Origin of the sequence: Hallerella porci, assembly GCF_003148885.1 — a bacterium.
Classification (GTDB): Bacteria; Fibrobacterota; Fibrobacteria; order Fibrobacterales; family Fibrobacteraceae; genus Hallerella; species Hallerella porci.
In genome coordinates, this window is sequence record NZ_QGHD01000009.1 from 23,267 (window position 1) to 38,322 (window position 15,056).

At 44.9% G+C, this 15,056-nt stretch carries 13 protein-coding genes; 5 read left to right on the top strand and 8 right to left on the bottom strand.

From position 1 onward, the window contains the following. The first annotated feature begins 80 nt into the window (after nt 1-80). Genes B0H50_RS06020 through B0H50_RS06030 form a run of 3 tightly spaced genes read left to right on the top strand, consistent with a single transcriptional unit; the run spans nt 81 to nt 2,469 of the window. Nucleotides 81-1,076, top strand: coding sequence for a CdaR family protein (locus tag B0H50_RS06020; protein WP_106198612.1), 996 nt, complete (start codon nt 81-83; stop codon nt 1,074-1,076). Beyond that, nucleotides 1,073-2,083 carry a tRNA (adenosine(37)-N6)-threonylcarbamoyltransferase complex transferase subunit TsaD gene (tsaD, locus tag B0H50_RS06025; protein ID WP_106198613.1) on the top strand — a complete coding sequence of 337 codons (1,011 nt, stop codon included), beginning with the start codon at nt 1,073-1,075 and terminating at the stop codon, nt 2,081-2,083. Before B0H50_RS06020 ends, tsaD begins: the two co-directional genes overlap by 4 nt. Beyond that, nucleotides 2,080-2,469 (top strand): hypothetical protein, encoded by a 390-nt coding sequence (locus B0H50_RS06030; protein ID WP_106198614.1) that lies wholly within the window; start codon nt 2,080-2,082, stop codon nt 2,467-2,469. Before tsaD ends, B0H50_RS06030 begins: the two co-directional genes overlap by 4 nt. 45 nt (nt 2,470-2,514) lie before the next feature. Here B0H50_RS06030 and ftsE read toward each other — a convergent pair whose 3' ends face one another. From ftsE to B0H50_RS06060, 6 genes are all read right to left on the bottom strand, one after another. Beyond that, entirely contained in the window at nt 2,515-3,204 is a 690-nt protein-coding gene (gene ftsE / locus B0H50_RS06035) for a cell division ATP-binding protein FtsE (RefSeq protein ID WP_106198615.1), read from the bottom strand. A gap of 7 nt (nt 3,205-3,211) precedes the next feature. After that, nucleotides 3,212-4,489 (bottom strand): peptidylprolyl isomerase, encoded by a 1,278-nt coding sequence (locus tag B0H50_RS06040; RefSeq protein WP_106198616.1) that lies wholly within the window; start codon nt 4,487-4,489, stop codon nt 3,212-3,214. A 7-nt stretch (nt 4,490-4,496) separates the two neighbouring features. Then, nucleotides 4,497-5,321 (bottom strand): hypothetical protein, encoded by an 825-nt coding sequence (locus B0H50_RS06045; RefSeq protein WP_106198617.1) that lies wholly within the window; start codon nt 5,319-5,321, stop codon nt 4,497-4,499. A gap of 19 nt (nt 5,322-5,340) precedes the next feature. Further along, a complete protein-coding gene (hrpA, locus tag B0H50_RS06050) occupies nt 5,341-9,150 on the bottom strand; it encodes an ATP-dependent RNA helicase HrpA (RefSeq protein ID WP_106198618.1) in 3,810 nt (1,269 codons plus the stop codon). After that, nucleotides 9,150-9,545 (bottom strand): hypothetical protein, encoded by a 396-nt coding sequence (locus tag B0H50_RS06055; protein ID WP_106198619.1) that lies wholly within the window; start codon nt 9,543-9,545, stop codon nt 9,150-9,152. Before B0H50_RS06055 ends, hrpA begins: the two co-directional genes overlap by 1 nt. Nucleotides 9,546-9,674: 129 nt before the next feature. Further along, nucleotides 9,675-10,109 carry a DUF3332 family protein gene (locus B0H50_RS06060; RefSeq protein ID WP_106198620.1) on the bottom strand — a complete coding sequence of 145 codons (435 nt, stop codon included), beginning with the start codon at nt 10,107-10,109 and terminating at the stop codon, nt 9,675-9,677. A gap of 278 nt (nt 10,110-10,387) precedes the next feature. Between B0H50_RS06060 and B0H50_RS06065 the strand changes: the two genes are divergently transcribed. Next, complete coding sequence (locus tag B0H50_RS06065) at nt 10,388-11,923, top strand: extracellular solute-binding protein (RefSeq protein WP_106198621.1); 1,536 nt, start codon at nt 10,388-10,390, stop codon at nt 11,921-11,923. 21 nt (nt 11,924-11,944) lie between these two features. Further along, nucleotides 11,945-13,723: a sensor domain-containing diguanylate cyclase gene (locus tag B0H50_RS06070; RefSeq protein ID WP_106198622.1), complete on the top strand. Its 1,779-nt coding sequence runs from the start codon at nt 11,945-11,947 to the stop codon at nt 13,721-13,723. A 367-nt stretch (nt 13,724-14,090) separates the two neighbouring features. Here the strand turns inward: B0H50_RS06070 and B0H50_RS06080 are convergent, their stop codons facing one another. Then, nucleotides 14,091-14,558, bottom strand: a complete 468-nt coding sequence (locus B0H50_RS06080) for a hypothetical protein (RefSeq protein ID WP_106198624.1) — start codon at nt 14,556-14,558, stop codon at nt 14,091-14,093. 9 nt (nt 14,559-14,567) lie between these two features. Beyond that, a complete protein-coding gene (locus B0H50_RS06085) occupies nt 14,568-15,035 on the bottom strand; it encodes a hypothetical protein (RefSeq protein WP_106198625.1) in 468 nt (155 codons plus the stop codon). Nucleotides 15,036-15,056 lie beyond the last annotated feature (21 nt).

Sequence of the window (15,056 nt, forward strand, 5' to 3'; positions counted from 1 at the left end):
TTTGATTCTTCTCTAAAATTAGATTCTTTTGGGGTAAAGCGTTTTGATTCTCGATTTTAAAATTTCTAATTTGCTCTAAAATGAAGCATCTTGGACTTAAAATCGTTGCGTGCATTTTTGGAATTGCGCTGTGGTTCTATGTCATCTCGGCGCGGGTGACGACCGTGGACATACAAGCTCCGCTGATCTTTGCGCGGTTGCCAGAAAATCTTGCCATCGCCTCGCGTCCTGCGTCGCATATTACCGTTACAGTGCGCGGTACTGCTATCGATTTGATTCGTTTAAAAAGTGCAAACGAAAATGCAGCGCGGATCGTCGTCGATTTACACGATGCGAATTTAGGGCTTGAACGCATTTTACTTTCCGAAGAAAATTTTATGGCGCCTGATTTTCCGAAGGTGCATTACGAATCGGCAAATCAAATCGCCGCTCTCGAAATTGAAATTGACACGCGCATTTCGCGGACAATTCCCGTTCATTTCAAAGGTTCTTTTAGCGCCAAAGACGGCTACACAATTATCGGGGAACCGACGCCTTCGCCGGATACCATTACGATTTCCGGTGCTCGCGAAGCGTTAATGCGAATTTTTGAAATTCAAACCGAAGAAATTTCTCGGCAAAATTTGGATTCAAATTTAAAATTCAGCGTGCCTCTCGATTTCTCAAAATTTCCGCCTTATGTTTTTCCGAGCGATAGCGTAACCACGATTCCTGTTGTCGTGCAACAACTTTCGCGCAAATCGTTTGAACATATTCCGGTGCGCCTTATCGGACAATACGATCATTCGCTTTATAGCCTTGAACCCGCAGAAACGACCATTGAAATTTCGGGCGGAACGGGCGTGCTCTCGCAACTTTCCAAAGACGATATTTTACTCTTAATCGAATTTAACCGTTTTGCGATTGAAGACGCAGATAGTTTAACGCCGACCGTGCGCATTAACGGCGAAATTAAAAACTTCCAAATGCATCCGGAAAAATTTTATTTAAAGAAAAAGCTTCCTGAAATTCCGGAAAATCCCGCAGAATTGATGGCGAAAGATTCTGCAAAATCTGTTTTGGAGAATGCAAAATGATTTGGCTTGGCATTGAATCGAGCTGCGATGAAACCGCTTGCGCCATTTTGCGCGACGATCCTTTGGAAATTCTTTCCAATCCGCTTTATAGTCAAATTCAAGAACACGCTCTTTACGGCGGCGTTGTTCCCGAAGTCGCTGCCCGCGCGCACTTAGAAAAAATTACGACGATTTGCCAAGAAGCGATTTCCGAAGCGAAAATTTCTCTTTCCGATATCGATGCGATTGCTTTTACGCGTGGCCCCGGACTCATGGGACCGTTACTTGTCGGCGCGAGTTTTGCGCGCGGACTTGCCCGCGATTTAGGAATTCCCGCTTACGGAATCAATCACTTGGAAGGGCATCTTTCGGCAGCGTGGCTTACGGAACCGGATTTGGAACCGCCGTATTTGACTCTTACGGTTTCTGGCGGACACACGGAACTTGTTTTAGAAGAACCGGGATTTCGTTACACTCTTCTCGGTCGCACGCGCGATGACGCTGCTGGCGAAGCATTTGACAAAAGCGGAATTCTCATCGGATTAAAATATCCTGCGGGTGCTGCAATCGGTAAATTAGCCGCCGGAAAAAATCGGAAATTTCATCATTTTCCGCGGGCGCTTCAAAGTGAAGACAATGGCGAATTTTCGTTCAGCGGACTCAAAACGGCTGTTCGTCGCTACGTGGAATCAAACACGCCAGAATTCATTCAAGAAAATCTCGGCGATATCGCAGCCTCTCTCGAAGACGCCATTGTGGACAGTCTCGTTGCCAAAACGATTTGGGCGCTGAAAAAGACCGGAATGAAAACGTTAATCGTCGGCGGGGGAGTTTCGGCAAATCATCTTTTGCGCGAACGCCTCGGCAAGTATTGCGAATCGCACGGAATCCGTTTAGCGTTCCCGACTCTTTACAACAGCACCGATAACGGAGCGATGATCGCAGCTGCGGCCATTCGCCGCGCCCGCGTAGGAATGCTTCCCGAAACCTCAACCGAAGTCAAACCGTGGCTTCCTCTTGCGCTATGAAAATTTTTGCAGCTTTGATGTTTTTAGGAATTGGCTTCGCTTTGGCTGCGAATGATCCCGTTATTTTTCAGCCGAAAAAAGCGGCTCAAATTTCGAATGTCGATTCGACGAATACGCATTCCATTCATTTTGATGTCAGCATTTTTGGTGAAGGCGCAATCGGTTCTATGTACATTCTTTGGGATGACGTAGATCTTTCCGTCGAAGTAAAAGAATTGCTCACCAAGCATGAATTTCGCACAAACGAATATTACATGCAAAATATCGACCGCGAACAATTTGAACAAGAACGAATGCTTCAACTCTTCGAAGATAAAAAGCGGGAATACTTCCGCATTTTCCCCAGCGAACTTCTAAAAGAAAAAGAAGATGAAGAGAATAATTGATAATTGCGCGACGAAGTCGCCTCTCTTCAACTTCTAATTTTTCATTTACAAAACATCTCGATTTAACAAAACGCCGTGGCTGAGCATTAAACGGCGGAAAGGACTATTCATATAAAAGTCCGGATTGTGAGTTGCCATTAAAACCGTTGTTCCGCGGGCGTTGATTTCTTTGAAGATTTTAAAAACTTCATTCGCATTTTCGGGGTCCAAATTTCCCGTCGGTTCATCGGCTAAAATCAAATACGGATTGTGCACCATCGCACGGGCAATGGCGACGCGTTGCTGTTCACCGCCCGAAAGAGTGTAAGGCATCGCTAAACGTTTTTGGCTAATGCCCACGAGTGCGAGCGCATCAAAGACTTTTGCGTTGAGTTGCTTCGCCGGCGTTCCTGTAATCCGCAGCGCTAATGCGACATTTTCAAAAACATTGCGATCGGGAAGCAGCTTAAAATCTTGGAAGACAATGCCGATGTGCCTACGCAATTCTTGCACTTGTTTTTCTGTCGCCGTTTTCGAATCAAAAACCAAATTCGGTTTAAATTGAATCATGACTTCGCCACCGTGAAAATCATTGGGACGTTCATCCATATAAATCAATTTTAAAAGAGTCGATTTCCCGGCGCCGCTGTGCCCTGTCAAAAAAACAAATTCGCCTTGCCCAATGCGCAAGGTCACATCGGAAAGCGCTTTCCAATTATCTTCATAAGTTTTCGTGACATGCAAAAAACGAATCATTGAAATTTTAATCCTTCAATCGAATTTCAATGTGCACTTCTTCGCGCCATTTTTTGACGAGTTCGCGGAGCTTTTCATCTTCCATATAATTGATGGCGAACATTTCCACTTTCATGTAATCTTCTTCCAAATTATAATCGCGGACTTGCTTCATATCTTCGAGGCGAATTAAATGATAGCCATCGCCAGCGAGGAATGGATCCGAAATTTCTCCGACTGCTAAATCCGAGACGATGGAAACATAAGCGGTATCAACTTCGGCTTTTTCGACCCAGCCTAAATTGCCGCCGTTGAAATTCGTTTCTTTATCCGAGCTCAATTTTTTCGCAGCGTCTTCAAAAAGAGAATCCGTAGTGAGAACTGATTTTAACGAATCCGCGAGATGTAAAATTTTTGCGGTATCGGCTGCAGTCGGAATCATTTGCAAAAGAATCATCGCCGTGCGCACGCCGTCTTCTTTACGACCAATGACGCGGATAATATTCCAACCGCGTTCGGTTCGCACCGGATTTGGTGTGTAAGCGCCATTGTCTACGGTTTTAATCGCGCGTTCATAAGCGGGATCCAAAAGGCCTTTTTGGAAGTAACCGATGTCGCCGCCTTTCTTTGCCGAAGAATCTTGCGAATGATTTTTGGCGAGAATTTCCCAACTCATCCCGTGATCCAACGAGTCGATAAGAGTTTCTGCAAATTGCCGTACCGAATCGACGACGAGAGTATCGGGGTGAATTTTGAGTGCGATATGCGCAAGCTTCATGCAGTTGTATTGGCGCGGAATGGAATCTTTATAATGTTCGTAAAAGGCTGCGACTTCTTTGCGGGTCGGCTTAATTCCTCCGACATAACGCTGGCGAATGCGTCCAATCGTCATCTGTTCGCGGACTTGCTTTGCCAAATTATCGCGGTACTGCGCCATACTCATTCCGAGCTGTGCACGAATCGCGCGTTCGAGAACTGCCATGCTGATATTTTGACGCGCTGCTAAATTTTGCAAATGTTGCGTGACGCGCAAATCGACTTCGTCATCTGTAATTTTAATGGAATCGCGATCGACACGCGAAAGCAAAACTTTATCGTCAATCAATTTATCAAGCACGTAGGCAATCTGTTCTTTTTCCGATTTGCCCGAAGCTTCTGCGGAATTTTGATATTGATAAAGATTTTCCATCACTTCGGAACGCATGATCGGTTTGCCATCGACAATCGCAGCGATCGATTCAAAAAGTTCCGGAGCTGCAAAAAGCGAAGAAACGCTGAGCGAAAAAAGAATCATCCACTTTTTCATAAATTCCTCATTTGGTAGCAGTTCCGGAAATCGCTCCCGGATAAACGAAAATCGCTTGTTGCTTTTTAATTTCATTTTGCCAAGTCGCGATGAAAGTTTTCCGCTTTTCATTGGCAGCGAGAATTTGCGCAAGTTCAGAAACTTCGGCGAAAGGACGAACGCTGCCCGCTGCCGTTTTCGAAAGAACGATGACGCTTTTCAAATTTTTTCCGCAGGATTTTGGCGGAGAAATTTTCCCGACGGAAAGAGATTCCAAATCGATTCTCGGACAATCGAGCGGGAGAAATTTCGTTGCTTCAAAAGTTTCTACATCGCGGACGAGCCAATTTTTTGCAGGCGCTTCTGTAATCGTTTTCCGCGTCGCTGGACCGTAATATTGCCACGCTGTTTGACCGCTCATATACGTGACAACCGCTAAATTATAAATGCTTGAATCCAACAAAAAATGTTCGGGATTTTTGCTGTAAAAGTCTGCGGCTTCGGATTCGGAAACCGAAACGGTATCCATCACGCGTGCATAAAATGCGCCGACGATAATTTTCTTTTTTGCATCTTCAACAAGATTTTTCACTTCGGGAAGTTCGTCAATTCCTTCGGACAAAGCGCGTTCATATACCGAAGTTTGCGAAACCCAACTTTCAACGCGGCTGAATTTTTCATCTTGAGAAAGCGAATCCCACGAACCATCCATTCGCATTTCCGAAAGTTTTAATTCTGAATTTTCTACCCGCGCAAGAGTCGGATCGGAAGAATCTCCCGAGACATCGCAAGCCGAAAGGCAAAACGAAAGGCTAGACGCCAAAGCAAAAGTTGAAAAAAGAAAAAATCGCATCGGCTCTTAAATTAGAAAATCAATGATTCTTAAACCGCTCGCGCAACTTCAGAATATCAGAAATTTCCACTTTTTCTTCGGGAGCTTGCGCAAGCATAGAACGTTTGTAACGCAAAAGCTCAAAGTTATCCAAAAGAATTTGCAAAGAAATCGCGGAATCAAAGATTTCGGCATCGCTGCGTTTCTTCTCGGCGAGTGAAAGCATTTCGCGGGCATTTTTCAGCTCGTTTTCTTTTAAGAATCGACCGGCAAAATACGGCGAAAATTTTTCGCGGAAATTTTTCGTGGACGGAATAGAAAGTTCTTCGTGCCAATCGGCAAATTGCTTCGATTCTTCGGGAAGAACTGAGTCAGCGATGAAACGAATGCGCGCAAAAAGATTTTCTTCATTCGAAAGTTTTGCTGCAAGCCGAAGCAAATTTTCTGCCACGTGATTGCCTCGGCGGAATCGCACAAATGCATCTCGGAAAATTTCCCAAGCCCGCACAAATGCGGTGACGCCTAAATACGCCGAATCAAAAACCAAACGGAAAAGTCCTTCGCGCGATGCGATTTCTGCATTCGTTTCTTTCGAAGACATTTCGGCAAAAGAACACAATTTATGCGAACGCGCAAATTCAATTCCCGAAAAACGCGGAAGCGCTTCGTCTAAAAAATTTGCCGTGAATTTTTCTTTTTCATTTTCCGTCATCGCAAGCAAAGAGCGAAGCGCAAAACCCGATTCATCTTTGCGGTTGAGAAATGCAAATCGCGATTCAAAAAGAGATTTTAACGGCGAATCTTCTAAGCCGACTAAACGAATGCGGCGATAAAATTTTTGCCAAAATTCCGCTTCGAGAGAATGCATGGCGCGGGCGCCGCTCGGGCTCCAACCAAAGGCGAGATTCATCACGGGCACAGTAATTGCAGCCTTTTGCACCAACGGACGAATCGCATCAAAGAAACCGCATTCGCCCCATTCTGGCGAAAGTTCTAACGGATATTTTTCGGAAAATTCCGGCGAAGAAATTTGCAAATGCAAACGCAGATGATGTTCATTTTGCGGATTTAAAACCGGCAAAGCACCATCGATTTCTCCAAAACTTTGGAAGGCTTCGTAAAGAGAAAGCATCGGCGATTTTGCGGGATTTTTTTCGAGAAAATCGACAAAGCGATCATCTAAATCATCTTTTTTCTGTTCAAATTTTTTGCGCTCAGCCCGCGGAAGTTCGCGGATAAACGATTCGAGCATCCACGAACGCCAACGCAAAATTTCGTGTGCAAAAACAGCCGGCGAAAGTTGCGGTAAAAAATCTGCGGGAATTTCTAAAGTTAAACCGTCCCATTTTTTACTCGAATCAAAAACCAATTCACTTCGGATTTGTCTATCGAGAATGCGTTCAAATTCAATGACGCCGCCGTGTTGCGCATTCTTTTTTTCTTCCAATGCTTTGGCAATTTTTTTGCGGTAAGCTGCAGCGATGACCGGATTATTTTTGAAAGATTCAAAATGTTCCATTCCCGTTTCCGATGCATGGAACCAATCTTCGGGATCGTAGCGCAGAGATTTATCCGAATTTTTTTCGATGAAATCTTTTAAAGTTTTTAATGAAAAAACACCGGGCGCACGGTCGACTAAATAATCGACTTGCAAATCATCGGACGGGCAAATTCCCCAGCGGCGTAAACGCACTTCGCTCGCTCGCAGCGATTCTAAAACGCGTTCATTGTGCTGCATAAACGGAAATGGCGTCGGCATATCGCCTTCGACAACAGCTTCTAAGAAAAATATTCGCGCCGCTTCTTCGGGATTCACGCGACCGTAATCGACTCGATGCGAACGCGAAAGCACCATGCCTCGGAACGAAACTTCTTCGACTGCTTCGACAAATCCGCGGACAGCATTCCATTTCGGTTCGTACCAACGGTATGTGCAAAAATCTTTGGCGACTTTGATAATCCATTCCGGTAAAATTTCCGCTGCTTTCGTTAAAAAAACGCGACTCGTTTCGCGCACTTCTGCGGATAAAACGAAATCGGGAAATTTTCCAGCGAGATCGCTTCCGGGGAAAAGATACGCATCGCGTCCGCCGACAAGACGATAACAGCCGTTATCGCGGTCACGGTGAGCGACGCCGCCTAAAAATCCTGCGAGTAATGCAATGTGCAAATTATCCCGATGAAAAGAATCGAACGGGCACACATACGAATCAAATTTGACTTTTAAAATTTTCGAAAATTGTTCGTATAAATCAATCCATTCGCGGCATCGCAAAAAATGCAAATAATTTTTTTCGCAATATTTGCGCAGCGTATTCCACGTCGTCCCATTCCATTCTCGGCAGAATCCATTCCATTCCGCAAGGAAAGTGAGAAAGTCGCTTTTGTGTCCGCCCTTCGCTTTGTGCAATCGCCGAGCTTTTTCCTTCCCCGCATCGTCCGATGGAAAAATCCGCGGATCTTGAATGGAAAGTGCAGAGCACACGATAATTGCGGGCTGCAAAACGCCGGAATTGCGGGCGCGTAACAGCACCGCAGAAAGTGCGACATCCATCGGCAAGTGCGCCATTTCGGCGCCAAACGGCGTCACACGCGCTCCGCGTTCAACGCTAGAAAGTGCGCCTAATTCGAAGAGCGATTTATACGCCCCGCGAAATGCAGAACGCGGCGGCGGCTGAATAAACGGAAATTCTTCGACAGAAAGTCCAAGACTTCGCAGTTGCAAAACGACATTCGAAAGATTTGAACGCCGAATTTCGGGCTCTGTAAATTCTTCGCGTTCATTAAAATCTTCTTCGGTATAAAGCCGCACACAAACGCCGGGTTTTACACGCCCCGCGCGCCCCGTTCGTTGCCGCGCGCTCGCTTGCGAAATTTTTTCAACCGGAAGTCCTTGAATTCTCGTCTGCGGATTATATCTTGAAACGCGCGCCATTCCGGTATCGACGACGTAAGCGATGCCCGGAATTGTGAGAGAAGTTTCTGCAATATTCGTCGCTAAAACAATTCGTGTTTTTCCCGAATTTCTGAAAACGCGTTTTTGTTCCTGCGGGCTCATTCGTCCAAAAAGCGGAAGCACTTCAAAATTTTTTTCGTCTAATTTTTGCAAAAGCTCCGCATTCAAATCTTGAATGTCGCGTTCCGTCGGTAAAAAGCAAAGCAGATTATCTTTGCCGACGGTTTCTTCTAAAGCGACGATGGCATCGGCAGCTTCTTCGACTAAGGCCGAATCGCCTTTGCTTTTCGAATCATTTTCTTGCGGATTTGCGTAAATGACTTGCACCGGATAAGTGCGTCCTTCGGCTTCGAGGACTGCAGAATTTTCGTAAAATTTTTCAAAAAGTTTTGCGTCTAAAGTAGCGCTCGCAATGACAAGACGAAATTCGGGGCGTTCGCGGAGAACGCTTTTAAAAATGCCGAGCAAAATATCGATGTTTAACGAACGTTCGTGCGCTTCGTCAATCATAATCGCCGAATACATTTTAAAAAGACGATCGCGGCGAAATTCTTGCAGCAAAATGCCGTCGGTCATCACTTTAATCGGCGCATCTTTTGAACCTTCTTCTAAAAATCGAATTCGCGTTGAAACGAGATTTTCGTTTTTCAATTCTTCGCGCAAACGGTCGGCAATTGACATCGCCGCAAGTCTTCTTGGTTCGGTAACGCCTAAGCGTCCTTTTTCGGCGAGGCCGCTTTCTAAAAGAAATTTCGGCACTTGCGTGGATTTGCCCGAGCCTGTATCCGCTTTGACAATTACCACTTGATGCGATTTTAAAAGTTCTAAAAATTCTTCGCGTTTTTTGACAACCGGAAGATCGGGATATTCAATTTTTTGCGGTAAATTTTCCATTATAATTTATCGATGAAATCCGAAACGTCTACGCAATTATCCAATTCCTTTCGCAATTTATCGACTTCTTCTTGCGAAATTTTTCCCGTATGGCTTTGGGCTTTTTCATCGGTATTTTTCTTCGCTTCTTCGCGCGCTAACGCTTTTTCGAGAAGAGGCGTTACGACATCTTGATGCGTTTCAACGCTTTCGCGCAGAGCGTCGACGACTCGCGCTAACTTTTGCCGCAGCCCGCGAAATTCTTCTCGGTCAAGTTCAAAAACTTCTCCATCCATCATCATTAACGGGGATTTGCAATGTCCGCAAACGCAGAGGACAAGCGAACTCTTTTTCCCGCGGAGAGTTACTTCCATTTCATTGCCGCAGCAAGGGCATTTAATATGCAATTCTTCCATATCTTTAAAATAGAAACTTCAACAACTCTTCGTCTATTTTTTGATTTGCAAAAAGAGAAATGAAAATTATCGCCCGATAAAAGCAAAAGCCCCGCTGCGCGGGGCTTTTGAAATTCGCTTAGACGAAAATTACTTCACATCGTATTGAGCAACGACTTCGCCGTTTGCATCGAGAGCGCGGATCACGTCTGCATCGCGTTCGAGCTTGAGGTTAGCCTTGTTGCCTTGAGCGTCGGTGATTTCCATCGAGAGAGAACCGTCAGCGTTCTTCACTGCTGCAACTTGGTTACCCTGAGCGTCCTTTTCATAATAGGTATCGCCCGAAGCGACCGGATTCGAACCCGACCAGAATTCCACCGTGTTGAGCACTAAGCCATCGATAAGGCCTGCGCAAATCGGGTAAACCGGGATAATCCACATGAGGAAGTGAACGCAAGAATTGAGCCACTTGTTGCCAAGTGTTCCGTTCCATTTGTAGAGCTTCGTTGTGAGACCATAGCTACCATAGCAAGCAGTAAAAGTGAATGCTGCGGCAAGACCGAGAGCAATGAGACCTTTTTTCATTTTGAACTCCTTGAAGTAGGTTTCCGCCAAAAAAGTTAAAAAAAAAAGATTTTTTCGGAATATTCCAATTTGTTAAATCTTAGTTTTCTTCTTTTTTTGTGAGAAACGTCACATTGCACTTTTAATTTTGCAAACAAATTAAAAGTTTTTTCACAAATATTTTACTTTACAATAAAAACGCCCTTTTTGCGGATTTTACATATAAATTTTACAGAAAGGTGTTTATCCGCATGAATTTACGTGCAGATAAGGAATGTTATTTTTAGGAGTTTGTTGGGATGTTCCTTCGTTTAATGACTCGCACTCTCGCAGCTGTTTCTCTCGCTGCAGGGATGCTTTCGGCTGCTGCCCCGCTCGAAGTTTGGATTATGCCAAACGGCGCAAATCCGCAGGGTATGCTCGAACAGAGACTTTCTCTTTTCGAAAAAGAAACCGGACTCAAAACCAAAGTCGTCGTCTTGGATTGGGGCGAAGCGTGGAGTGCGATTACTCGCGCCCTCGAAGGAAAAACCGAAGCGCCTGCAGTTCTTCAATTAGGTACAACTTGGGTTTCTTATTTTGCTTCGCGCGGTGAACTGGCGAAACTCGATCCATATTTGAATGAAATTAAACCCGACCGTTTCGTTAACGTCAGTTGGAATACAACGGGAACCGACGGCGATTCTTCGGTTTATTCTATTCCTTGGTTTATCGATGCTCGCGCTCTTCTTGCGAACAAAACTATTTTGGAACAAGTGGGAATTACCGCAAACGATGTTTCTACTTACGAAGGATTTGCAAAAGCATTGCGTAAAATCAATGACGCAAAAATTCAGCGGAAAGATGGTTTTCAAGTCAAATCTTACGCATTCCCCGGAAAGAGCGACTGGAATATTCCGCATAATTTTGCACCGTGGGTTTGGTCTGCCGGCGGATCTTTTGTCCGCAAAGATGAAAAAGGCGTATGGCATTCGAATTTGATGGATCCGCAGACGATTACGGGCATCGCATCGTATTTGAATTTCGTCTTGGATTCTCTCGTCGATAAGACGAGCCTCCGCGATAATACTGCGCAAGTGGTGCAGCATTTTAACAGCGGGGAAGTCGCTTTCATTTTGAACACGACCGAACTTGTCATGCAAACGCGTCACGAAGCTGCCGAAGGCGGCCTTGCGGCTTCTCAAATCAATACCGATGGCATTGAACTCATGCAAGTTCCCGCGGGCAATGCGGGGAGCGTCTGCTTTATCGGTGGAAGCAACCTTTCGATTCCAAAATCCAAAGCGAATGACCCGAATGCGGCAAAGCTTCTCAAATTCTTAATCCGCAACGATAATTTGGACGCTTATACAAAGCAAATCGGATTTCTCCCGCCGGTGAAAGAAGTTCTCCAAAATTGGGCGCAGGATTCGTCGTATAAAATTCTCATCAAGCTTTTGGAAAATGGACAGAACTATCCGAACATTCCCGAATGGACGCTTATCGAAGGTTCTCTCGTGAGCCTCTTCAGCGACATTTGGAGTATGCTCGATATTGGCGGTCTCTATTCCGATGAAGCGGTCTACAGCACTCTTTTGACTTACAACCAAAAAATTAACGACATTCTTCACGCACCGACCGAAAGTACACCGCCGATGCGCTTGGAAGAGTTCTTAAAAATTTGGAAAAAGGCGACGACGATTTCGGGCATTTCTTCGGCAGCAGGCGAAAGTTCTAGCGCTGGCGTCGATGAAGAATCCGCATCTTCTGCGAAAATCGGACTTTCGATTTTCATTTTCCTCTTGGCCGTATTCTCGGGCTTTATCGTCACCTATATGCGGAAGAGAAAACAGTAATCTCGTCCCCAAAGGATTTTTATGACTAAGCAGAAGGAAACTCTTTCTGGCGAAATTCACAGCCATATTCCGATCATTCATACGATCGCATTTCGGAGTATGGTCGTTTTTGCTGCGGTGTTTTTCCTCACTCTCGCAGTCGGTGGAATTTTCCTCATCTCTTCGCAGATGAAAAATTTCCAAGAAACGGCGAGCAAAGAAAAGAAGCAAGCGACTGAGCAAGCGATGGGACTTATCAAAGTGCAATGCAGCACTTTCTTAAATCGTTTAACATTACTGGCGACGACGCCGTTCATCGAAAACCAAGACCCTGAAGAATCGAGCCGCTTCTTAAAAGGCTATAATGTTGCGCCGCTTTTTATCCCCGGTGAATACGTCGCCCTTTATAATGCGAAGCACGAAAAAGTGAGCGATAATTCGATGGTGGGAATTGCGCAACTCAATTCCTCGTACCAAGAATTAAAAAATTTCAAAGCGGTGGAACCGCAGAATCCGTATATTTCGCCGCTCTTCTGGGAACAGCACACGCCGAAGAAAATTATGGCGGTTCTCGTTGAAAATCGGGCGAAATCCGACGGCTATTTGGCGGCTTCATTTTCCATTCGCCGACTTTGGGAAGTTTTTGAAAATAATTCCATCGGTAAAGAAGGATTTTTCGTCATCGTCGATGAAAGCAATGTCATCGTTTATCATCCGAATTTACGCGAATGGGTGAACGGAACGAAAAAGGCGCAAGATTTAGGACTTAAAAATTTTAATGCGAGAACTTTCAAACCGACTCAAGATTTTTACACTCTTTCCGACGGCAAAGAATATTTGTTGAATTATGTCTATGATCCGCGGATTAAACTCGGCGTTCTCGCTTTGCAGCCAAAGAGCGAAGTCATGGCGCCCGCCCAAGCGTTCTTGCAACTTTTCCTCTACATCGGAATCATCTTCCTCATCGCTCTTCTCGGAATTACGCTTTGGCTCTTCTTTAGCATTGAAAAACCGCTGCAAGGTTTGATCAATAAAATGCTCATTATCGCGAGCGGAAACTACGAAGAATCGAGCGGTATTTCGGGAAACAAGCAAAACGAAATTCACGTTCTCGCTCACGTATTCGACCGGATGCGTTTAACGATTCGCGAAAAAATGCACGATCTTGCAGAACATCAAGCGCATTTGGAACAAGAAGTGTTTAAGCGGACCGAAGAATTGGCGAAGATTAATAACACGTTGAAGATGATTTCTCGGACCGATGAATTGACGCAGTTGCCGAATCGCCGCGAAATCCGCGAAAAAATTAGTTACGAAGCATCGCGTTACGAACGCACGAAACGCAAATTCTCGTTCCTCTTTGTGGATATTGATAAATTCAAAGATTTCAACGATAAATTCGGACATGTTTGCGGTGACTTGGTTTTGAAAACGGTGGCAGAAACCCTCCGCGATCAAATGCGCAAGCAAGATGTCGTCGCACGTTGGGGCGGTGAAGAATTCTTGGTGCTTCTCCCGGAAACGGCTATCGGCGGCGCAACTCTCGTCGGAGAACGCGTTCGCAAGAGCATTGAAAATCGCAATGTGGAATTCGGCGGACAACAGCAGCATGTGACGATTACCGTCGGCGTTGCAGAATACGATGAGCGCTTAGGAATGGATCACAGCATCAACTTGGCGGATAAGGCGCTTTACAGTGGAAAGCAAACCGGCCGCAATAAAGTCGTCGTTTTCCATCCCGAAGATATTTCTGAAGAAGATATTAAGGCGGCGCAAGAAGAACTCAAATATGCGAAAAGCAATGAAACGCATCCGCAATAATTTCTGCGATTGGTAAAATTCTCTGCTTTTTGAAAAATCAATTTCCCCACCCGCGTCGCGGGTGGGGTTGCTGTTTATAGTCTGCGATAAAATAAAATGATCAGCGGCAAAAGTAACTTGGCAAATATAAAAAGCAAATTTCTTGCGAGGATAGATTTAAAATTGTTGAGATGAAACGGAAAATTTTTAGAAATAAAATCAAGAAATTTTGAAATCAAACTGCGACATTTTTTGAAAATGAAGTCGTAAAAAATCGCGGTCGTGAAATGGCAAATGCAGAAAAATTCAAATCGCAATAGCGCAGACATTTACAGCAAAAGCGCGCTCGAAGAGCGCGCTTTTCCATTTTACTTGGCGAATAATTTTCTTATTCTTCCATTTCGTCTTCGGCAGTTTCCGGTTCCAAAGCTTTTGCTTTGCCGAGAAGAGCGTTGACGTTAATGCCTTGTAATTTATTTGCTTTATCAAATGCGGCGACGATGTAATAATCGCTGTTCCACGAAACCGTGCGCAATTTGCCGTTTCCATCGGGTGTGCCCGAGACTTTGCTCGAAAAGACCGAAGCATTTACCATGCGCTTTTCAATCGTCGCAAATTCCTTCGATGTTTTCGCTTGCTGATTTGCGGTGCACGCTAAATTCCAAAGAATTGCATTATTTTCAATCACCGAATTTTGACCATCGACGATATTCACCGCGTTCTTATAATAGGCTTCTGTTTTCTTTTGATAAGCTTCCGAAGCCTGCGAAACATAAGCGCCCTTTTGCATAAAGAGAAGTCCGAAAATCGCAAGATTGAGCGCGAGAGAAGCGATCATAATATATTTGAGTTTCATAAATCCTCCTTACTGAGCCTGGAAATTAAAGGGAGCCGGCTTGGAAACCGAGAATGTTGCTGCGGGAGAAATCGAAGCGAGCGCTTTATAATCGACGCTTACAAATTTTCCGTTTTTGAAGGTGAACTTCACTGCGCAATCGGCGCCGCACGATAAAGTCGTTTCGTTGCCCGTTGTTTGCGGATTCAAAAGCTTGTCGGCATCGAGTTCGGCGACGCGGGCATTAAATGCAGCCTGCGACAAATTCTGCGCAGTCGTTTCGAAAATAATTTGCCAAAGGGCGTTTCCTGTTTTGATGAAGGTATTTTGCGCATTGACAACGCTCGCCACTTGATCGGTGTATGTTTTGGTTGAAACTTTGTAGGCTTCTTGCGCTTGGTCTTTGTAACCGTTTTTGAGCACAAGCATAATGACAATCAAAGCGATGTTGACAGCAACTGAAACTGCCAGAATGAGTTTCATCTTCTTTGGATCCATACGAAATAATTCTCCTAAATG